Genomic DNA, 20,882 nt, shown 5'->3' with positions numbered 1-20,882 from the left:
AGCAACAACTATAGAGATAAACATAAGGAGGAGATGGCATGTCTGAACTGGGTCAGCAGTTAAGAGAGGCCCGGCTGCAAAAAGGGATGAGTCTTGACGATGTACAGGAAATGACTAAAATTCGCAAGAGGTATTTGGAGGCAATAGAGGCAGGAGACTACAAAGTGCTGCCTGGAAGCTTCTATGTGCGTGCATTTATCAAAACCTATGCGGAAACCGTGGGGCTGAATCCTGATGAGCTGCTGGAGGGACATAAGAAAGATGTACCTGCAGAAGAAACGGAAGCAACAATGGAGCCGGTTATTCAGAAGCGTTCAAGTCGTCCGGTAGAGCGCAGTAACCGCTGGATGTCTGTTGCACTGATGTGGACTTTTCCGGTGTTGATTCTTGTGCTGTTGTACGTGTACGTCGTGATGAACAAGGATGATTCCGATACACAAGGGCTGGATCAAACGAAGATCACAGACAGCCAGCAGCAGCCTCAAGATAAACCGGATGAGCCTACAGATAATGGTCAGGCTTCTAATCCTCCGGCTGAATCGGGTAGCGAAGGCCAGGCCGGTGGTAACGGTGGTGGAACGGCAGAGGGACAGGCCGATGGACAAACGGATGGTCAGACAGATGGACAAACAGATGGGCAAACGCCTGATGAAAATCAGGGGAACCCAACGGATACGCCATCAACTGCTGTAACTGTTGCTGAAGACGGGAAATCAGGCAATATTACCAACTTTAAAGTGAACGGTAGCGCAGGACAGCCTGTGACGGTTACGATTAAAGCAACAGGGCATAGTTGGCTGGAAGTATACAAGGGCGAGAACTCTAGCGGAGAAAAGTTGGAGTACGGCAACACCGCTGAGGGAGACAGCTACACCTTCGAATTGGATAGTGCAGGAATGTACATCAAGTCGGGTTACGCTGCGGCAACCACAATTGAGGTTGCAGGGCAGGTTGTGACTGACGGAAAAGCGACGAACCGCATTCGGTTAAGACTTGGTGAGGATACGTCTTCCACAGGTACAACTGAAGGCACTACGACGAACGGAAGCACTGGCACTAGCGGCGAATAACCAAAGTTTCTGCGGGAGACACTAACCTTGTCTTAACTTGCAGTCAACTTTTGGTGAAGTGAGGTGGATGGCTGTGACAGTCAGCTGGATCGTAACAGGTTTGGGGATCATTGTCAGCCTCCTGGGTTATTACTTGACTCCAACTGCCTGGGGTTACGGAATTTTGGGTTTTGGACTTGCACATGTGCTTCTGGGCGTGCTCGACATGTTCAGACAGCCTAATCGCAGCCGTTATTAGAATGGCAGCCGCACGGAAAGCATTTTTGGCAACCATCTCAAGTGGCGGCCAAAAATGCTTTTTTTTAATTTGAAAACCCTCATAAAATTAGACTTTTGCTTGGCGTATCCTCTATAATGTTACAGAACATATGATTACTGAAAGGGTGACTGGTTTGAGTTCAGAAAATTCATTTGATATCGTGTCCAAAATGGACTTGCAGGAATTGACAAATGCCGTTACACAAACGGAAAAGGAAATTGGCACGCGTTATGACTTCAAGGGCAGCAAGAGCAGTCTGAAACTGGATAAGGATGCGTTAACGATCGTATCTGATGATGAGACCAAACTCAAGGCTGTTATCGATGTGCTTCAATCCAAGATGGCTAAGCGGGGTTTACCTTTAAAAAACATTGATTATGCAAAAGTAGAGCCGGCTTCTTCAGGCACAGTCCGCCAGCGTTTGAATTTCAAGCAGGGAATTGATCAGGATATCGCTAAAAAAATCAATATTTTGATTCGTGACTCCAAGATGAAAGTGAAGAGTCAGATTCAGGGAGATCAACTCCGGGTAACAGGTAAAAGTAAGAATGATTTGCAAGCTGTGATGCAGTTGTTGAACGGCGCCAATCTACCTCTGGATCTGCAATATACAAACTTTAAGTAATATTTCCTCATTGTAGCTTGCATGTTTTTTGACACTGCAATTGGCGTATATTATACTAAGTGTGCATTGCTGGCAAATAAGCATCAAAGCCCAGTCATCATCGTTTGCTGACTTTGTGAAAAGCAGTATATCTTCTGAAAGTCACCGGAACGTTTAAAACGGTTTTGCGTTTGAACGGTTGACTTTATTTTTGCGTTTTTACATAGTGAGAGCACTTTAGTGCTGATTTGACAGTGAAACTGTAAATTTCATGTTCCGGATGATGAATGCGGGATTAAGATGAATGTTTGGAGTAATGGAGGATAAGAGGGAGGGCGTCTTGTGAATTTACCCAACCGGATTACGCTTGCACGAATTTGCTTAATCCCTTTTTTGATGGTGTTCCTGCTCGTAGATTTTCCGTTCTATCCAGAGCCGTTGCAATTGGGGAGCTTATCGCTTCCGTATAATCAATTGATTGCTGCTGTCATTTTTATCATTGCGGCAAGCACGGATGGAATTGACGGCTATCTGGCGCGGAAAAATAATATGGTCACCAACCTGGGAAAATTGCTTGATCCGCTGGCTGACAAATTGTTGGTTACTGCGGTGCTGATTTCTCTTGTAGAAATGGGTAAGTTGGATTCCTGGATTGCTGTGGTCATTATTAGTCGTGAGTTTGCGGTTACCGGCCTGCGTCAGATTGCATTACTGGACGGTTCGGTTGTTGCGGCAAGTGCCTGGGGCAAACTGAAGACTGTCGTGCAAATTGTCGCGATTGTGCTGCTGCTGTTGAATAATTTCCCGTTCTCATTCACGGGTATTCACATGGACGTTATCGCCGTTTGGGCTGCAGCAATTATTACGATTTGGTCAGGTATTGATTACTTTATCAAAAACAAAAATTTGCTTCATTTATCAAAGGTGTAACGGTTTGCGGTTAAATGGGGAAGCATGAAGAAATCATTTGTACGAAGGGCAATAGGGAATTATCCTATTGCCCTTTGATCACTCACCACGTGTACAGGAGGATGCTGAATGAAGGCAGAAATCATTGCAGTTGGCACAGAATTGTTGCTTGGACAAATTGTGAATACCAATGCCCGATATTTATCTCGTGAATTGGCTGCGATCGGGATTGATGTATATTTCCAAACGGTGGTTGGTGATAATCTAAATCGACTTAGTGACGCGATTCGCATCGCTCAGGGTCGTGCAGATGTCATTTTATTTTCAGGAGGCATCGGTCCTACACAGGATGACCTGACTAAGGATGCGATCGCGGCGGTCTTGAACCGCAAGCTGCATATAGATCGAATGGCTATGGACAAAATTGAGGGCTTCTTCCGAGATCGAAATGTAGATATGACGGAAAATAATCGTCGTCAGGCAATTGTTATAGAAGGCGGGACACCGCTGGCGAATGAAACAGGCCTTGCCGCAGGAAATGCGATCTCTGATAATGGTAAACATTATGTTGTGATGCCTGGACCACCGAAAGAGCTGATTCCAATGTTTGAACAGGAGGTTAAGCCTTGGTTGTTCCAGCATGTACTGACTGAAGAAATGCCCATCTATTCAAAAATGCTGAAATTTGCAGGAATCGGTGAATCGGCATTGGAAGACCGGCTCCTTGATCTGATTGATACACAGACAGATCCTACCATTGCACCGTATGCAAGTGAGGGAGAAGTTACGGTACGTGTATCCACAAAGGCTCCAAGTGAGAGTGGGGCGAAGCTGAAGCTGGATGCAATGGAAGTGCAGATCCGGGAACGATTGCCAGAGCATCTCTACGCGAACGAGGACGTGCCTATAGAGTACACAATTGTGACCATGATGTCTGATATGGGTCTGACCCTTAGCGCGGCTGAGAGCTGCACAGGAGGGCTCGTCATGCAGAGCCTGACATCAGTTCCTGGCAGTGCATCGATGCTTAAAGGCGGAATTGTATGTTACTCCAATGAAATTAAGGAAAAGCTGCTCCATGTGCCGCATGCCTATCTGGAAGGTGAAGATGCACCGGGCGCAGTGAGCCCGGAAGTGGCCAAAGTGCTGGCAGAGCAGATTCGCATGATTGGGGATGCAGATTTCGGTTTGTCAGTTACAGGTGTTGCGGGACCTGGTTATTCCGAGCGCAAACCGCCAGGACTTGTATTTATCGCTCTGGCGGAGCGTGGTAAAGAGACAGAAATTCATGAACTGCGTATTAATGGCAATCGCGAGACGGTTCGAATCCGTTCAGCGAAAGCGATTCTTTACCGTTTGTGGCGCAAGCTTGTGGAGATGGACTAGTTCACAACTCGGATTGCATTTGCTAAGCCAAGCAAGTATAATAAAGGAAGACGGAAGAACCGTAGAATCAGGCTTTGCAGCCTTGTTTACGGTTCTTTTTTCTGTTTAATGGAAAGTTTCCTTGAGGAAGAGGCGCCTCGGCCTTCACAAAAAAAACGAATGTATGTTCGAAAAAAAGCTTGGCAAACGTGTTAAAACAAGGTATCATTATCTTATAAACAGTAAAGGGTGTGAGCTTATTGTCAGACCGTCGTGCCGCGCTTGATATGGCGCTCCGTCAAATAGAGAAGCAATTTGGTAAAGGATCCATCATGAAACTGGGTGAGTCGACTCACATGAATGTGGAAATTATACCCAGCGGTTCCTTGGCTTTGGATATTGCATTAGGAACAGGCGGCTTGCCTAAAGGCCGTATTGTTGAAATATATGGACCTGAATCATCTGGTAAAACAACTGTTGCATTGCATGCGATTGCTGAAGTACAAAGAGCGGGTGGACAAGCTGCATTTATCGATGCAGAGCATGCTCTTGACCCGCAATATGCAAGCAAACTGGGTGTTAACATTGATGAGTTGCTTCTGTCCCAGCCAGATACGGGTGAGCAAGGGCTTGAAATTGCAGAAGCGCTTGTACGTAGTGGTGCTGTGGATATTGTCGTTATTGACTCGGTTGCTGCATTGGTACCAAAAGCAGAAATTGAAGGCGAAATGGGTGATTCCCATGTCGGTTTGCAAGCACGTCTGATGTCTCAGGCGCTGCGTAAACTGTCTGGTGCAATTAGCAAATCCAAAACCATCGCAATCTTTATCAACCAGCTTCGTGAAAAAGTCGGTGTTATGTTTGGTAACCCGGAGACAACACCTGGTGGTCGTGCCCTGAAATTCTACTCTACAGTACGTCTGGATGTACGTCGTATTGAGAGTATTAAATCAGGCAATGACATCATCGGTAACCGTACCCGTATCAAAGTTGTAAAAAATAAAGTGGCACCGCCGTTTAAACAAGCGGAAGTGGACATTATGTACGGTGAAGGTATTTCGAGAGAAGGCAGTATCATCGACATTGGTACAGAGCTGGACATCGTTAACAAAAGTGGTGCGTGGTACTCTTACGAGGGCGAACGTTTGGGTCAAGGACGTGAGAACGCGAAGCAGTTCATGAAAGAGCATGCAGATATTGCTCAAGTCATTGAGCAAAAAATCCGTGTAGCCAGCAACTTGACTACTGCAGTTCCTGCGCCTACTAGTGAAGATCAACAAAAAGAAGCGGCAGAAGAACAAGAATTATTTGAAATTAACGAATAAGCCCTCTTGACTCCCAAAGCTAGCCTGATTGAGCTTGGCTCAATCTAGCTGCTAAGGTGTTGGGTGTGTACTCTCGCTGTCCAACAGCCTCTGTCCAAATGGACAGGGGCTGTTGGCACGCTTACTGTTAGTGTGAGGCCGGACATTGTTTCCGGCCTTTTGTATTAGCGTCAGATGTCTTCAGTGAGATAGCAAAGCGTTTAGTGAAGATGCGTTTCCATTGGAGACAAGCTAGGCGTATGTGAAGAAGTCTTTTGTTTTGCTGTGTGCTTTCACTTAGGCCATGCAGTTCAGACACAAAATGATGTGGAAGGGGAGAACTGAATGGATCAACATGATGAGGAATTATACGAAGAAGCAGAACTTGAAGGAATATCGCAATTCCCGGATAACGAAGAACTTACCATCACACTGGTCGAACGAACGAAGAGCAGGGAAGCTCGTTACCGGATTACCTTTGGTTTATATTCAATCACGGTGCTTGAAGATGTAATGATTAAATATCGGATGACCCGAGGAAATACATTTTTGAAGAAGGACTTGGAAGATATCATTGTAGCGGATGAGCGACAGCGGACGTATGTGCAGTCTTTACGATATTTGGAACATAAACCCCGCACTCGCCACGAATTAAGTCAGAAACTTCGTCAAAAAGAGTTTGCCGCACCGTTGATTGAAGAGGCCCTGGATCGGCTTGAGAGGGAGAATTTGGTCGATGATGAACTGTTTGCGAAGGAATGGACACGTCAGCGTATGGAGGGCCAACGGAAGGGAAAACTGTGGATAAGGCAAGAGCTGCGTCAGAAGGGCATTGCCAGTGAGCTGATTGCTGAAGCGCTGGAAGGTATAAGTACGGATACGGAATTTGAGACTGCTCTAACCGCCGGACGCAAAAAATGGAATCAGGTCAAAGGAGACATCCAGGAGAAGAAACGTAAAACGCTTCCCTTCTTGATGCGACGAGGTTTTTCCATGGATATGGTGCGTCGGGTCGTGAATTGTTTAATTGAAGAAGATGAGGCGGGGGACCCCGAAGATGACGAAGCATTGTTATGGGATTAGCAGACTGGACTCACTATACTGCATTCTCTTGACAATTTCTTTCGTCAAATACTAAAATGGACATGAGTCTGTAAGAAATGGACAACCCTTTTTCCTTCCAAAAAAGCGGTTTCTGTTTTTGAAGATTTATACCATTCATGATTATGGGTTTGCCGGAGACGGTGAATAGTGCGTGGAGACATGTACACTTGAAATGAAAATCGGCGGGGGATCGCCGTAAGTATTCGTTATTCCCAAAAATATGTAAGGTTTGAAAACTGCAAATTGACCCAAGGAATGCCTTGGAGGAACCAACGAGGAGGTGAACAGTATGCCAACTGCAATCATGATCGTTCTCGTTGTTGCCGCGCTATTCATTGGGTTCGGAGTAGGATATTTTATTCGCAAATCTCTTGCAGAAGCTAAGATCTCCAGTGCGGAAGAAGCTGCCGTACAAATCGTGGAGAACGCGAAGAAAGAGGCAGAAGCACTGAAGAAAGAAACGGTGCTGGAAGCGAAGGACGAAATTCATCGCATTCGCGCTGAAGCTGAAAAAGACACTCGTGAACGTCGGAACGAAATTCAACGACAAGAAAGACGATTGTTGCAAAAAGAAGAGTCGCTGGATAAAAAATTGGAATCGCTCGAACGTAAAGAAGAGCAAGTGGCTAACAAAGAGAAACGAATTGATGAGACACAGCAGCAGATCGAGATGATCTACAAAAACCAGGTGACGGAGCTGGAGCGCATATCCAACCTCACCATGGAAGACGCACGCAGTATCATACTGTCCAACGTAGAACAGGAAGTTCGTCATGAGACGGCTCAAATGATCAAGGACATTGAACAGCAAGCGAAGGAAGAAGCGGACAAAAAGTCCCGCGAGATTATTACACTCGCCATCCAACGCTGTGCGGCTGACCACGTGGCAGAGACAACGGTATCCGTTGTTACCTTGCCAAATGAAGAAATGAAAGGCCGGATTATCGGTCGTGAAGGACGTAACATCCGTGCGCTTGAAACCCTTACTGGGATTGACCTCATTATCGATGATACGCCAGAAGCAGTTATTCTGTCGGGCTTTGACCCGATTCGCCGTGAAATCGCCCGTACTGCCCTCGAAAAATTGGTGGCTGATGGACGTATTCACCCGGCACGGATTGAAGAGATGGTGGAGAAATCCCGCAAAGAAGTGGATGAGCGTATCCGTGAATACGGTGAGCAAGCTACCTTTGAAGTGGGCGTGCATGGTCTGCATCCGGACTTGATTAAAATTTTGGGCCGGTTGAAGTTCCGTACAAGCTATGGTCAAAACGTCTTGAAACATTCGATGGAAGTAGCTTATCTGGCTGGACTGATGGCTGGCGAACTCGGAGAAGACGTAACCCTGGCAAGACGTGCAGGTCTATTGCATGACATCGGTAAAGCGCTGGATCACGAAGTGGAAGGATCACACGTCGAAATTGGCGTGGAACTAGCGAAGAAATACAAAGAACATCCGGTTGTAATCAACAGTATCGCGTCCCATCACGGGGATTGCGAAGCGACTTCGGTTATTGCCATGTTGGTTGGCGCAGCAGATGCGCTCTCCGCAGCAAGACCAGGCGCACGCCGCGAAACGCTGGAAACGTATATCAAGCGACTGGAGAAGCTGGAAGAGATTTCGGAGTCGTTCGAAGGTGTCGAGAAATCGTACGCTATTCAGGCCGGACGCGAAGTTCGCGTTATGGTACAGCCTGAGAAAATCGACGATGCCGAAGCATTCCGCCTCGCGCGTGACATTACGAAGATGATTGAGAACGAACTCGATTATCCGGGTCACATCAAGGTCACCGTCATCCGGGAAACCCGTGCGGTTGAATACGCAAAATAGAGCATTACGGAAAAGTGGCCGCAGTAGTGGGCCACTTTTCCTGTTGATAGCCTGTTAAAGGCATTTTCATAATAAAATTGATGAGCAAGAGATAGAGGTCCTGCGAAGTTTGGATGCTTTGAAGAAGGCTGCGCTTGGTAGGGATTAAGGAGGCAGTAAAATGAAAGTTTTGTTTATTGGTGATATTGTAGGGAATGTGGGGCGTAAGGCGTTAAAGGAAAACCTTCCCTACCTCAAAACGAAGTATAAGCCACATGTAGTCATTGTAAATGGGGAAAATGCAGCGGCAGGCCGAGGCATTACCGGTGCAATTGCGAATGAATTTTTCAACTGGGGTGTGCATGGCATCACCCTTGGTAACCATACCTGGGACAATAAGGACATTTTTGATTTTATAGATGATGAACCTCGCATGATTCGTCCTGCGAACTTTCCTCCAGGAACACCGGGGCGCGGTTACACGGTAGTCAAAGGCGAAGGCAAGGAGCTGGCGATTGTCAATCTGCAAGGGCGTACGTTCCTGCCTGCTCTGGATTGTCCATTTCGCGTTGCCGATGAAATTGTGGATGAACTACGTCAAGATCATAAATGCATTCTCGTCGATATGCATGCTGAAGCAACGTCAGAGAAGATTGCCATGGGCTGGCATCTGGATGGACGTGCGTCGCTGGTCGTAGGTACACATACACATGTGCAGAGCAATGATGATCGTATTTTGCCAGGAGGAACAGCTTATTTAACCGATGCGGGCATGGTAGGCCCGCGTGACGGCATATTGGGCATGGAGCGTGAAGCAGTGCTTCGCAAGTTCTACACCCAGCTTCCGGTACGCTTCGTTGTTGACGATGGCAAGTGGCATTTCCACGGTGTTTTTGTGGAGATTGATGAAGCCACAGGTGCTGCAACACGCATTGAGAAAATTCGTCTGATGGAAGACGAGTGGCGCATGGAATAGGGGTATTGTCTCATTTTGCAGGGAAACCCGTCTAAAAAGAAGGAATTTTTTTGCCTCCCGCGAATAACATCTAGTAAGTGGAAACAAACATTCAACATTCCCAGGGAGGTACTTACCATGGAAGTATTAAAAGTTTCAGCAAAGTCCAATCCCAATTCCGTAGCCGGCGCTCTTGCAGGTGTTCTTCGTGAACGTGGAAATGCTGAACTGCAGGCAATTGGAGCGGGAGCACTGAACCAAGCCATTAAAGCGGTAGCGATAGCCCGGGGATTTGTAGCACCAAGCGGGGTTGACTTGATTTGTATTCCAGCTTTTACAGACATTGTGATCGACGGCGAGGACCGAACGGCCATTAAGCTGATTGTGGAGCCCAGATAATACATGCACTTATGCATTGAACCTGTTTACGAAGTAGACAGGTTTTTTTGCGTTTTAATTCCATAACATAACCGAGCAGAAGGAGAGATTATGATGCACAACTGGCGAGTAGCCGATTTTCATTGTGATGCTTTGAGCAAAATACTGATGAACCCTAGCTTTCCATTTGAAAATGCTCCACAGCTGGATGTGAATCTGGAACGTATGAGGGCAGGTAACATTGGTTTACAGGCTTTTGCCGTCTATTTACCCGAAGTGCTTGGCAGAGGCAAGTTTGAACATGTAATGGGCCAGTTGGACATCTATCGAAAACGAGTGGAGATGTCTAAAGACCGAACGGAAGGCACACATACATTGTTATGGCGAGAACAGCTTACGCAGGTAGGGCAGACGAATAGACCGTGGGGACTGCTTACACTGGAAGGTGTCGATGGGCTGGAAGGCAACCTCTTTTATCTGGAGTTATGTTATCAGATGGGTGTGCGGATCGTTGGGCTTACCTGGAACTATGCCAATTGGGCAGCTGATGGTGTATTGGAGAAGCGCGGGGCAGGGCTGACGGAGAAGGGCAGGGAGCTGGTTCACCTGTGTAACGAAATCGGCATGCTGCTGGATGTATCTCATCTGACCGAAAAAGGGTTCTGGGAACTTGCTGACCTTAGTAAGCGTCCTTTTATCGCCTCTCACTCCAACAGTTATGCCATATGCCCGCATGTGCGCAATCTGAAGGATGATCAGATTCGGGCCATTATTGCCCGGGAAGGACGTATTGGACTGACGTTTGTGCCTTGGTTTGTGAAGCAGGAAGGCGAAGTGCGTATCGAAGATCTGTTGCCACATATTGAGCAGATTTGTTCCCTGGGTGGGGAGCATCATCTGATGATGGGGTCTGATTTTGACGGGATATCTACGTATATTCATGAGCTTGAACATACCGGGCAATATCCGAAGCTAATTAATACGCTGCTCAAGCATTACAACGAATCACTGGTTCACGGTTGGATGTGGGGCAATGCGATGCGTTATTTAGGAGATAACCTGCCGGAGAAAAACTTGAAGATGGAACATTCAAAATGAAGAAGCTGTTGGTATGTTGAAGAGTCTCCTGAAGAGTCTTCTGAAGAAAACGGAATGGAAGCAGAAAAGTCTATGTTACAGCAGTGAAATTACTAAATTCAGGATATAATGATTGAAAAATAAGTGTATTTCATGAATTTTCAGCAGTTCGTTTTCATTTCACTTCAAAAAGGGGTATAATACCATAGGATTGTTAAGAGCCTGTCTACAGGCCATAGATAAACAAGGAGTGAAATTCACAATGAGCAAAACAGTATCTGTGGGCGTATCTGCCCGTCACATTCATGTATCTCAAGAGCACGTTGAAATTTTGTTTGGTAAAGGCTATGAATTGACTGAGTTTAAACCTCTGTCCCAACCTGGACAATATGCTGCTAACGAAACCGTAGCGGTTATTGGTTCGAAAGGACAGTTTGATAAAGTGCGTATCCTTGGACCTGTTCGTCCTGAAACACAACTGGAAATCTCGATGACAGACTCTTTCGCTATTGGTGTTAAAGCACCTGTACGTGAATCCGGAAGTATCGAAGGTACTCCAGGTATCACAATTAAAGGACCTGCTGGCGAAGTAACCATTGATAAAGGGGTTATCGTTGCTGCTCGTCACATCCACTTCCATACTTCTGATGCTGCTAAATGGGGTATCGAGGACAAACAAATGCTGAAAGTTCGCCTGGGTGGAGATCGTGGTCTGGTACTGGAAAATGTACTGGCTCGTGTATCGGATTCCTTTGCACTGGACATGCATATTGATACGGATGAAGCTAACGCAGCTGGCGCGCGTAACGGCGATACTGCTGAAATCATCGACTAATCACATGGAACAATCTTCAGCCCTGACTATGGGGCTTGAATGAACGTATAAACCTGAGTATATCCACAGCGTCGCTACATTCGGCCTGAGGATAGCTCAGGTTTTTGTGTGTTTTCGGGCTGTTCAGCAGACCTGCGCAGATTTCGGGATAGGCGAAGGGGCAGCGGCTTTGGATGTGGAACTACAGCCCAATTCATGTTATAATTTGCTGTAATGCTCTTTTGATGTATAAAGCGTGCAAATCACGTGAAACAAGATGAAATAACGATTTTTTATTAATAGAGGCTGTAAGGAGTGACCGAAGGAAATGGCTAAAGACTCAAAAAAGGATTACTCCCAATATTTTGATTTCTCCGATGCCAAAGTAATTTCGCAAGATGAATTCAGCAAAAAGATAAGAATCCGGGGCCGGGAGATTAACATCAAGTCGGAACCCAATCATCGTCAGGAGAAACAACGGGGCAAGGAAGACGTCCAGGTGCTTTACGAAACGGCCGTACCCGATGAACTGAAAAACGTGGGGAAAGGCAAACACTATATCGTATATACGTATGGATGCCAGATGAACGAGCATGATTCAGAGACCATCAAAGGATTGCTTGAATCGATGGGGTATCAGGCTACCGAGGATCGCAAAGAGGCAGATATCATTCTGTTAAACACCTGTGCGATTCGGGAAAATGCGGAAGATAAAGTGTTTGGTGAGTTGGGCCACCTGAAAACCCTGAAAACCGAGCGTCCAGGCTTGTTGCTGGGTGTGTGTGGTTGCATGTCACAGGAAGAAGGCGTTGTGAACCGGATCATGCAGAAGCATGGCTTTGTGGATATGATTTTTGGTACACACAATGTACATCGGCTGCCACATCTAATTCAGGAAGCGCTGTTTAGTAAAGAAATGGTTGTTGAGGTATGGTCCAAGGAAGGCGATATCATCGAGAACCTGCCGAAAAAACGTGAGGGCATGCGCGGCTGGGTGAACATTATGTATGGTTGCGACAAGTTCTGTACATATTGCATCGTCCCGTTCACACGGGGTAAAGAGCGCAGTCGACGTCCAGAAGATGTTATTGCCGAAGTTCGTGAACTGGCAAGACAAGGCTTCAAGGAAATCACACTGCTCGGTCAGAACGTCAATGCCTATGGCAAAGACTTCACGGATCTGAAGTACAGCTTCGGTGACCTGATGGATGACATTCGCAAAATCGATATTCCACGAGTCCGGTTTACGACCAGCCATCCACGTGACTTCGATGATCATCTGATTGAGGTGCTTGCGAAGGGCGGCAACCTGGTGGAACACATCCATCTGCCTGTGCAGTCTGGCAGCACGGAAGTGCTGAAACGTATGAGCCGCAAGTACAGTCGGGAACACTACCTGAAGCTTGCTAACAAAATCAAAACTGCGATTCCGGATGTTGTGTTAACCACGGATATTATCGTTGGTTTCCCGGGAGAGACGGAAGAACAGTTTGAAGATACGTTGTCACTGGTCAAGGAAGTCGGTTACGACTTTGCCTATACATTCATCTACTCTCCGCGTGAAGGTACACCTGCTGCGGTGATGGAGGACAACGTGCCAATGGACGTGAAGAAGGAACGTTTGAAACGCTTGAACGAGACGATTAACGCATACAGCCACAGCAGCAATGAAAAGCAGCGTGGCAAGGTTGTTGAAGTGCTCGTCGAGGGTGAGAGCAAACGGAATTCCAATGTTCTGGCAGGGCGTACACGCAGCAACAAGCTGGTGCATTTTGAAGGACCTAAAGAGTTGATCGGTACTTTTGTACATGTGGAAATCACCGATCCAATGACTTTCTATATTCGAGGCAACCTGCTCTCAGAGCCAGTAGCCGCCAATCAGTAATACACAAACCCTAATAAGATGAATGTCTTTTTGCACTTAGCGGGTTACGGCCTAGCGTAGCGAAGGGGACGGAATCGATTCTGCAGAAGCGAAGCGTTCGCCTTTGTCTCCAAATTTTAACCACAGACCATTACAATCAGAAAAATTTGGAGACAACAGCGATTGAAAGAACGATCCGTAACCGCAGCGGTCACTCAAGCAGTTAACTAAGCTTAGTGCAACATCGAGTATTCATCTTATATCATCTCATAGAATGGAGCGATTTCGAGTGGCGCAGGAAGAAGTGCAGTACAACCAGTATGGAATGCCTACCTACGATACGCGCAATCTGGTCATACGCGACGACATTATGGGAAAAGCCAAAGAATTGGCTGATATGCTTGGAACGAGCGAGGAAGTGAAACAGTTCCAACAGGCAGAGTCCAAAATTCGTGATCATGAACGCATCCAGCAATTAATTGGAACGATCAAGAAGAAACAAAAAGAAATCGTTGCTTTTGAAAGCTTCAAAAATGCAGACATGGTCAGCAAAATTGAACAGGAAATTGAGGATCTGCAGGAAGAGCTGGACAGCATTCCACTGGTTACAGAGTTCCAGCAAAGTCAAAGCGATATCAATTATTTGCTTCAGCTTGTTATTTCTGTAATTCGGGATACCGTCTCCGAGAAAGTGAACGTGGAGGCAGGAACGGATTCACCTCCGACCAGCTGCGGGTAAATGAAGTGAAGGGTGCGGACGCAGTCCGTACCTTTTTTGATCATATCATGCTCCACGTTGTGGGGTTATTTTGTGTGGTGGGCTGTTCAAGACAACTTCACTGGATAAGACCTGTTCCGTAAGAGCAGGCTTAATATAATGACGAAGCACTTTAGATCAACTACGAAGAGAACCAATGCTGGGAATCATCATAACAACATACATCATGGGCTTTATACTTAAAGTGCACTAAAGGGGAAATCAATAATGGGTATTTTGGACAAAATGGTTGAAGAAGGAAGCGGAAGATTTTGGGGCTTTCTGGGTTGTCGTTTTATTAAAGGCGACGGGAAGGAAGTACAGATCGCACTGACAGCGGGCGAACACCACACCAACTCCATGGGGATTATTCATGGGGGTGTGTTGACATCCCTGATGGATCAGGCAATGGGCATGGTAGCTACAGCCGCAATGGGGGTAGACAGTTGTGTGACGACCAATCTGAATGTACATTTTTTGGCACCTATGAGACAAGGCGAATTAATCGTGACGTCCACAATACTGCATCAGGCTGGCCGCAGTGTAACGGCACAATCCGAGGTACGTGATGCATCGGGTACATTGGGATGCATGGCAACCGCAACATTCCGCGTAGTGCGGGCAAAAACGCCAAGCACGGAATCTCAAGGTTGACAAAAGATATTATTATGTCATAATGAAAATATCAAAATGAGAATAGTCGGTGGTGCCCATGAGCGAAAACTACGAACAATTCAATGCTGAAAGCGATGAACAGGCAGCACGTGCCTATAGTTCCAAGAAATATCGTACCCCCGATGGTGTTCCCGCAGATATTGTCATGTTCACCTTGACCAAGCGGGAGCGCAAGACGGTAACCAAGACACTTCCCATTCGGGAGTTGAAGGTGATGCTGATCAAACGCAAAGGTTGGCCTTTTGCCGGAAGATGGGCATTGCCAGGTGGATTTTGTCAGGAAAATGAATCCATCTATGGGGCTGCAAAGCGCGAGTTAATGGAAGAGACAGGTGTGGATGGCGGACATCTGGAGTATTTGAATGTATATAGTCAGCCTGGGCGTGACCCCAGAGGATGGATTATCTCACATGCGTTTTTTGCGCTGGTAGAGGAATGGATGCTGGAACACCGTCAGGCTGCGGATGATGCCGAGGATGTTGGATTGTTTACAATTCAGGAAGCCTTGCAAGAGCTTGAGCTTGCCTTCGATCACCGAACAATTATAGAAGATGCGTACCGACGTATTCAGCAGCAAATGCTGGAAACGACGATTGCACGACAGTTCCTGCCTCGTGACTTTACACTAAGCGAGCTATACCAAGTGATTCAGAGTGTTGTACCTGATTTTGAAGAGCCAAACTTCATTCGTAAGATCACTTCAACTCGTAGTCGTAAAGGCATTGTGGAGGAGGTTCGGGATGAGGAGGGCAACCTGTTAAGCTCCAATCAGTACTCACAGCGTCCGGCCCAGTTATATCGCTTTACGGAGCTTGTACCTCGTCTTTCGATCTATACTTAATTTGCAAGGGAATCATAAAGGATTGAATCAGATCAACCTATTCTCAAAAAGGGAGTGTGGACGATGAAAGCACTGATTGTAATCGATTTTACACGTGATTTTGTGACAGGTTCGTTGCCTGTAGGGCAGCCTGCTGTGGAGATCGAAGAGACGATCGCAGCAATAACGGAGGCTTATTGCAATAATAAGCATGAGGTTATTATGGCTGTGGACTTGCATGAAGAGAGTGATCCTTACCATCCGGAAACGGTCCTTTTTCCGCCCCATAACATCAGAGGTACGGAGGGAAGACAGCTTTATGGTCGTCTGGCTCAGGTCATCGAAGAACGGAAAGCTCAGATCCGATGGATGGATAAAACAAGATACAGCGCATTCTGCGGTACAGATCTGGAGCTGCGACTGCGTGAACGTGGAATAACAGACATTGCGCTGATCGGTGTATGTACGGACATTTGCGTACTTCACACGGCAGTGGATGCTTATAATAAAGGTTTTCACATAACGGTATATGAAGATGCCGTAGCGAGCTTCAATCAAGCGGGACATGATTGGGCGCTTGGGCATTTTCGTTCCAGCCTTGGGGCTCAGGTGATCAAAGCGAGCGATACCGTTCTCGCAGGCCTGAACCTGTAAACGAACCTTTGATCCTATCCCTCATATCCTGTTAAAACAACTGTTATGTTGCTGGGGAATATGGTGAATAGGAATAACCGGAGACTTATGCAATGGTACGTTTACCAAAATCATGAATCATGAGCAATGAATCTCCACATGTTGACCCGTGTCTGCAGGCTGGGCCTGCGGCACAAGCGGAAGTCAGAGAGGATGAGACAAATGCAGACGACTAGCCTGGCTTTACATACGGATAAATATCAAATCAATATGATGTACGCCCACTGGGTGAATGGAACTCACAAACGGAAAGCGGTGTTTGAAGCCTATTTCCGTAAGCTTCCTTTTGGTAACGGATATGCCGTATTTGCCGGATTGGAACGGATTGTGAATTATATCAGCCAGCTTCGTTTTACAATGGAGGACATCAAATATTTATCCAAACAAGAGGAAAATTACGATCCTGTCTTTCTGGAAGAGTTGCTCCAGTTTTCATTTCAGGGGACGATTCATTCCATGAAGGAAGGGGCGATCGTTTTCCCTGATGAACCGCTCATTCGGGTAGAAGGCTCCATTATGGAGACACAACTGGTGGAGACGGCGATACTTAACTTCATGAATTATCAGACGTTAATTGCAACGAAGGCTTCCCGGATCAAGCAGGTGGCGAATCAGGACACGTTGCTCGAATTCGGAACACGACGTGCACAGGAAGCCGATGCGGCCATTTGGGGCGCGCGTGCCTCGTATGTGGCCGGATTCCATGCTACGTCCAATATGCTGGCTGGAGAGCGCTTCGGAATTCCGACAGCAGGAACACATGCCCATTCATGGGTGCAAAGTTTTATGAGTGAGCAGGAGGCGTTTGACGTCTATGCCAAAGTGCTGCCAGATCAAGTGACACTGCTGGTGGATACCTTCGATACATTGAACAGTGGTGTTCCCCATGCCATCAACACAGCCAAGAAGCTGGAGAGCCAAGGCAAAAAGATGAACGCGATTCGTCTGGATAGCGGTGACCTTGCGTATCTATCCATTCAAGCCCGGCAGATGCTGGACGACGCTGGACTGGATTACGTCAAGATTGTAGCTTCCAACGACCTGGATGAAAATACAATTTTCAACCTTAAAGCTCAAGGAGCTCGCATCGATACATGGGGAGTGGGTACACAGCTAATTACCGCTTCCGACCAGCCTTCTTTGGGTGGTGTGTACAAATTGGTGGAGCGTGAAGTGGACGGTGTCATGCTGCCTACAATCAAAATCTCGGCCAATCCCGAAAAAGTCTCCACACCAGGTAAAAAAGAAGTCTTCCGGATCATTGATCCGAAACATGGCAAAGCGATTGCAGATTATATCTGCTATCCAGGAGAAGAACAGCCGCTGCAGGGCGGGCCGCTCAAGCTGTTCAACCCGCTACACCCTTATTTGAAAAAGACGGTAACCCGCTACGAAGCAGTGAATATGCTGGAACCGATCTTTGTGAATGGGCGCAAAGTGTATGAACTGCCTACCCTGGATGAGATTCGTAGTTATCACCGGGAGCAGATGGATCTCTTCTGGCCTGAATATCTACGTAAACTCAATCCTGAGATTTACCGTGTAAATATCAGCCCTGTGGCATGGAATATGAAGCAGAAGCTCATTGCTGAACACGTGCAATCCACCGAAGAATAAATCAAGTATGGGGCATAACCGGAAGGAAGAAAACCGGGTTATGCCCTTTTGGTTCCCACTTTCTCAGCATTGTGTGTCCAACAGGACGAGGGACGGTGTGTCAAACATCATGGACAGACTGCACCTGAACTGAGGTATACTGTACCTTCCAACGGGCGCAGGCTCACTAGGAAATGAAGCAATTATTTCTCGGGAAAGCGCAGGAGACGCCAAATCCCGCATCATTCCGAGCTTGCCTTTCGACATAATCCATTTCTGTGACTGCTGTTTCAACTGTGTATCGGTCGGGGATGAAAGAAAGAGGAGATGCAAGTAACCTTGGCTGCTGACCGTATTTTCGTGGCTTGGGATTTATCCGCGATTTTCGCTTGAAGAGCTTGAGTCTGACGGATTTCCGAATTATGTTTATTTGAGCTGAAGGCGAACAATTCACCAAGTGAATAGAAATATATGTAAATTATAACCAAGGAGAGGATATCAAATGGAAAATACGTTTCCTGCTTATGTCGTACGTAAAGAAGAACAGGGTGGCCTGAAGGCAGCTATGGAGCAGCTGACGAAAGAAGATTTGCCTAATGGTGACGTAACCTTACAGGTTCAATACTCAAGTGTCAATTTTAAAGATGGACTTGCCACAACAGAAAAGGGTGGTGTGGTTCGTGAATATCCGATCGTGCCGGGAATCGATCTTGCAGGAATTGTGGAGGAATCCGTTAGCGGTCGGTTTGCACCTGGGGATCGGGTGATCAGCACAGGCTTCGAGCCGGGCGTGTCTCATTTTGGCGGGTATAGTCAATATGCGCGTGTGCGCAGCGAATGGCTCGTTCCTCTACCCCATGGACTCAGTGAGAAGGAAGCGATGGCGATTGGAACGGCAGGCTTCACGGCAGCACTTTCGGTAGATGCTTTGCTGCGGGCTGGAGTGACTCCGGAGATGGGCAATGTTCTGGTGACAGGAGCTACCGGAGGGGTAGGCAGTATGGCGGTGGCTATTCTGGCGAAGCTGGGATTTGAAGTGACTGCAAGTACAGGCAAAAAGGATCAACAGGAGCAGCTGCTTCGGAATTTGGGTGCTACTCATGTCATTTCCCGTGAAGAAGCGGATGCGCCAGCCAAGGGTGCGATGGGCAAACAGCTCTGGGCAGGAGTAATTGATCCTGCAGCTGGCCCTGCACTGGCTGAGCGTCTGAAACAGATTCAATATGGAGGGGCTGTTGCCGTATCAGGATTAACCGGAGGAGCTGCCTTCGAGTCCACCGTATTTCCGTTTATTTTGCGGGGGGTTCAATTGATTGGGATTGATTCAGTCTATTGCCCGATGGAACGACGGGAGCGGATATGGAAGCTGCTTGGCGGAGAATGGAAGCCGGATCGTGCACTTGAGCTGGGGATTCAGGAAATCTCATGGGCACAGCTGCCTCAGACACTGGAGACGATCCTTAAGGGCGGTGCCGTAGGTCGTACTGTGGTTAATACGATGTCTGAGGTGCCTGCCGAATAAGATTCTTTTCCCCTAGACATGCTAACTCTACCTGAGAGCGTCACGGTGCATGTGGCGGGAAAGGAAGGATGAGTATGCGTGATAGCGGAAAAGGATTGCACTCTAACTCTGGACGTGTGAAGTCTGCCCTGTTCAGTACAATTATGGTGATATGTGTATTATCCATAGTGGCTTGTTCGGCATCATCAGTTGAGCAGGAGCGGAAAATATATACCCGACAAGCGACGGATGAAGGCATTGTACGGGCAAAGAGCCAGGGCCACGGGTTAAACGGTCGATTGATTCAGGAGCTGGATGACGCTTTTGCTGCAAAAGGCATCAAATTGATGAATAACATGTCCGCAGACGACGGTGAGGGCGGAATCTCTTATGTGTATCTGTTGAATGGAAGTGGCAGGCATATTGTAAAGGTCCACATTTTCAGTGATGTCGGTACACGAATTGCCCGGATGAATGAAATGTATGGTAATGATAGCGATGAGGCTGTAATGGAAAATGTTCTTGGCAAAACAACGATTCGCAGCAAAAATTACGTTTCATTGGTCTATACGGCTTCAGGTGGAGAAAAGGATGATTATGAAGAGGACGTCATGCAGGTATTCCAGCATGTGCTTGAGCAGCTGAAGTAATGGACTCGCCTAAAATAAACCCGAAAAACCCGTCTGATCCTTCAGACGGGTTTATATATTTCACGCATGACATGCCTAAGTTCCGGCAAAATGAGCTTTTCCATTGCCAGTTTAACCGCTCCCTTGGAGCCTGGCATAGAGAATACGGCTGTGCGCCCAATCGTTCCGGCAACCGCCCGGCTAAGAATGGCAGCAGAACCGATATCCTCGGTATAACTGAGGAAGCGAAAGATTTCTCCAAAGCCCGGCAGCTCCTTATCGAGTAGTGAGGATACCGCCTCGTAAGTCGTATCACGGGGGGCTATTCCGGTTCCACCGCTGAGCAGCACGGCTTCGATATCGTCTCGAACCGCTGCATCTTGCAGGATGCTTCGAATGGTTTCGGTCTCATCCGGTGTAATGATATAATCGACGATCTGATAGCCTGATTCAGTCAGCAGCTTATGCATAAGCTGTCCGCTTGTATCCGTGTCCTTGGTTCGGGTATCCGATACGGTTACAATCATGCAAGATACCGTGTCAGGGGCTTCCTGACGATGTTGTTCCACTGAATTGGTCATAACACATCCTCCTCCAATCAACATGTTCTCATAGCATAGACCATTCAGTAGATTGAGGCAATGGACGTATAGAGAAGAGAAGGTCAGGATTGCGCAAAGATTGCAGGATAGTGTACA

21 protein-coding genes are annotated in these 20,882 nt (G+C 47.1%); 20 read left to right on the top strand and 1 reads right to left on the bottom strand.

The genetic code is table 11. The features are described 5' to 3' along the window. The first annotated feature begins 38 nt into the window (after positions 1–38). From QP794_RS25145 to QP794_RS25050, 20 genes are all read left to right on the top strand, one after another. Positions 39–1,070, top strand: coding sequence for a helix-turn-helix domain-containing protein (locus QP794_RS25145; RefSeq protein ID WP_285079476.1), 1,032 nt, complete (start codon positions 39–41; stop codon positions 1,068–1,070). 73 nt (positions 1,071–1,143) lie between these two features. Then, the gene (locus QP794_RS25140) at positions 1,144–1,308 is read left to right on the top strand and encodes a hypothetical protein (protein WP_167434746.1); all 165 of its coding nucleotides are present in this window, start codon (positions 1,144–1,146) and stop codon (positions 1,306–1,308) included. A 154-nt stretch (positions 1,309–1,462) separates the two neighbouring features. Next, positions 1,463–1,954, top strand: coding sequence for a YajQ family cyclic di-GMP-binding protein (locus QP794_RS25135; RefSeq protein ID WP_017689115.1), 492 nt, complete (start codon positions 1,463–1,465; stop codon positions 1,952–1,954). 321 nt (positions 1,955–2,275) lie between these two features. Beyond that, positions 2,276–2,863, top strand: coding sequence for a CDP-diacylglycerol--glycerol-3-phosphate 3-phosphatidyltransferase (gene pgsA / locus QP794_RS25130; RefSeq protein ID WP_024630284.1), 588 nt, complete (start codon positions 2,276–2,278; stop codon positions 2,861–2,863). Between the two features lie 108 nt (positions 2,864–2,971). Continuing rightward, a complete protein-coding gene (locus tag QP794_RS25125) occupies positions 2,972–4,228 on the top strand; it encodes a competence/damage-inducible protein A (protein ID WP_285079473.1) in 1,257 nt (418 codons plus the stop codon). 239 nt (positions 4,229–4,467) lie between these two features. Further along, positions 4,468–5,532 carry a recombinase RecA gene (recA, locus tag QP794_RS25120; protein ID WP_024630286.1) on the top strand — a complete coding sequence of 355 codons (1,065 nt, stop codon included), beginning with the start codon at positions 4,468–4,470 and terminating at the stop codon, positions 5,530–5,532. Positions 5,533–5,856: 324 nt separating this feature from the next. Beyond that, the gene (locus tag QP794_RS25115; protein ID WP_285079472.1) at positions 5,857–6,594 is read left to right on the top strand and encodes a regulatory protein RecX; all 738 of its coding nucleotides are present in this window, start codon (positions 5,857–5,859) and stop codon (positions 6,592–6,594) included. Positions 6,595–6,904: 310 nt separating this feature from the next. Beyond that, complete coding sequence (rny, locus tag QP794_RS25110) at positions 6,905–8,446, top strand: ribonuclease Y (RefSeq protein ID WP_285079470.1); 1,542 nt, start codon at positions 6,905–6,907, stop codon at positions 8,444–8,446. 160 nt (positions 8,447–8,606) lie between these two features. Continuing rightward, a complete protein-coding gene (locus QP794_RS25105) occupies positions 8,607–9,401 on the top strand; it encodes a TIGR00282 family metallophosphoesterase (RefSeq protein WP_024630289.1) in 795 nt (264 codons plus the stop codon). Between the two features lie 117 nt (positions 9,402–9,518). After that, the gene (locus tag QP794_RS25100) at positions 9,519–9,779 is read left to right on the top strand and encodes a stage V sporulation protein S (protein WP_019005392.1); all 261 of its coding nucleotides are present in this window, start codon (positions 9,519–9,521) and stop codon (positions 9,777–9,779) included. Between the two features lie 90 nt (positions 9,780–9,869). Next, positions 9,870–10,856, top strand: a complete 987-nt coding sequence (locus tag QP794_RS25095; protein WP_483311953.1) for a dipeptidase — start codon at positions 9,870–9,872, stop codon at positions 10,854–10,856. Positions 10,857–11,097: 241 nt separating this feature from the next. Then, positions 11,098–11,670 carry a phosphate propanoyltransferase gene (gene pduL, locus QP794_RS25090; RefSeq protein ID WP_062326117.1) on the top strand — a complete coding sequence of 191 codons (573 nt, stop codon included), beginning with the start codon at positions 11,098–11,100 and terminating at the stop codon, positions 11,668–11,670. 307 nt (positions 11,671–11,977) lie between these two features. Further along, entirely contained in the window at positions 11,978–13,534 is a 1,557-nt protein-coding gene (gene miaB / locus QP794_RS25085) for a tRNA (N6-isopentenyl adenosine(37)-C2)-methylthiotransferase MiaB (protein WP_285079465.1), read from the top strand. 253 nt (positions 13,535–13,787) lie between these two features. After that, positions 13,788–14,252: a YlbF/YmcA family competence regulator gene (locus QP794_RS25080; protein WP_483311952.1), complete on the top strand. Its 465-nt coding sequence runs from the start codon at positions 13,788–13,790 to the stop codon at positions 14,250–14,252. Between the two features lie 246 nt (positions 14,253–14,498). Then, the gene (locus tag QP794_RS25075; RefSeq protein WP_285079463.1) at positions 14,499–14,924 is read left to right on the top strand and encodes a PaaI family thioesterase; all 426 of its coding nucleotides are present in this window, start codon (positions 14,499–14,501) and stop codon (positions 14,922–14,924) included. A gap of 58 nt (positions 14,925–14,982) precedes the next feature. Then, on the top strand, positions 14,983–15,786 hold the full coding sequence (locus QP794_RS25070; protein ID WP_062326181.1) for an NUDIX hydrolase: 804 nt from the start codon (positions 14,983–14,985) through the stop codon (positions 15,784–15,786). Positions 15,787–15,849: 63 nt separating this feature from the next. Then, on the top strand, positions 15,850–16,419 hold the full coding sequence (locus QP794_RS25065; RefSeq protein ID WP_285079462.1) for a cysteine hydrolase family protein: 570 nt from the start codon (positions 15,850–15,852) through the stop codon (positions 16,417–16,419). 201 nt (positions 16,420–16,620) lie between these two features. After that, the gene (locus tag QP794_RS25060; RefSeq protein WP_285079461.1) at positions 16,621–18,075 is read left to right on the top strand and encodes a nicotinate phosphoribosyltransferase; all 1,455 of its coding nucleotides are present in this window, start codon (positions 16,621–16,623) and stop codon (positions 18,073–18,075) included. A gap of 481 nt (positions 18,076–18,556) precedes the next feature. Then, the gene (locus tag QP794_RS25055; protein ID WP_285079460.1) at positions 18,557–19,576 is read left to right on the top strand and encodes an acrylyl-CoA reductase family protein; all 1,020 of its coding nucleotides are present in this window, start codon (positions 18,557–18,559) and stop codon (positions 19,574–19,576) included. Positions 19,577–19,650: 74 nt separating this feature from the next. Then, a complete protein-coding gene (locus tag QP794_RS25050; protein WP_285079459.1) occupies positions 19,651–20,205 on the top strand; it encodes a hypothetical protein in 555 nt (184 codons plus the stop codon). Between the two features lie 41 nt (positions 20,206–20,246). On the opposite strand, the gene QP794_RS25045 is transcribed toward QP794_RS25050, so the two are convergent. Further along, on the bottom strand, positions 20,247–20,765 hold the full coding sequence (locus QP794_RS25045) for a MogA/MoaB family molybdenum cofactor biosynthesis protein (RefSeq protein ID WP_079346873.1): 519 nt from the start codon (positions 20,763–20,765) through the stop codon (positions 20,247–20,249). Positions 20,766–20,882 lie beyond the last annotated feature (117 nt).

Origin of the sequence: Paenibacillus sp. UMB7766-LJ446, assembly GCF_030226665.1 — a bacterium.
Classification (GTDB): domain Bacteria; phylum Bacillota; class Bacilli; order Paenibacillales; family Paenibacillaceae; genus Paenibacillus; species Paenibacillus vandeheii.
The sequence above is the reverse complement of the archived record's forward strand: the minus strand, read 5'-3'. Positions and strand labels throughout refer to the sequence as shown.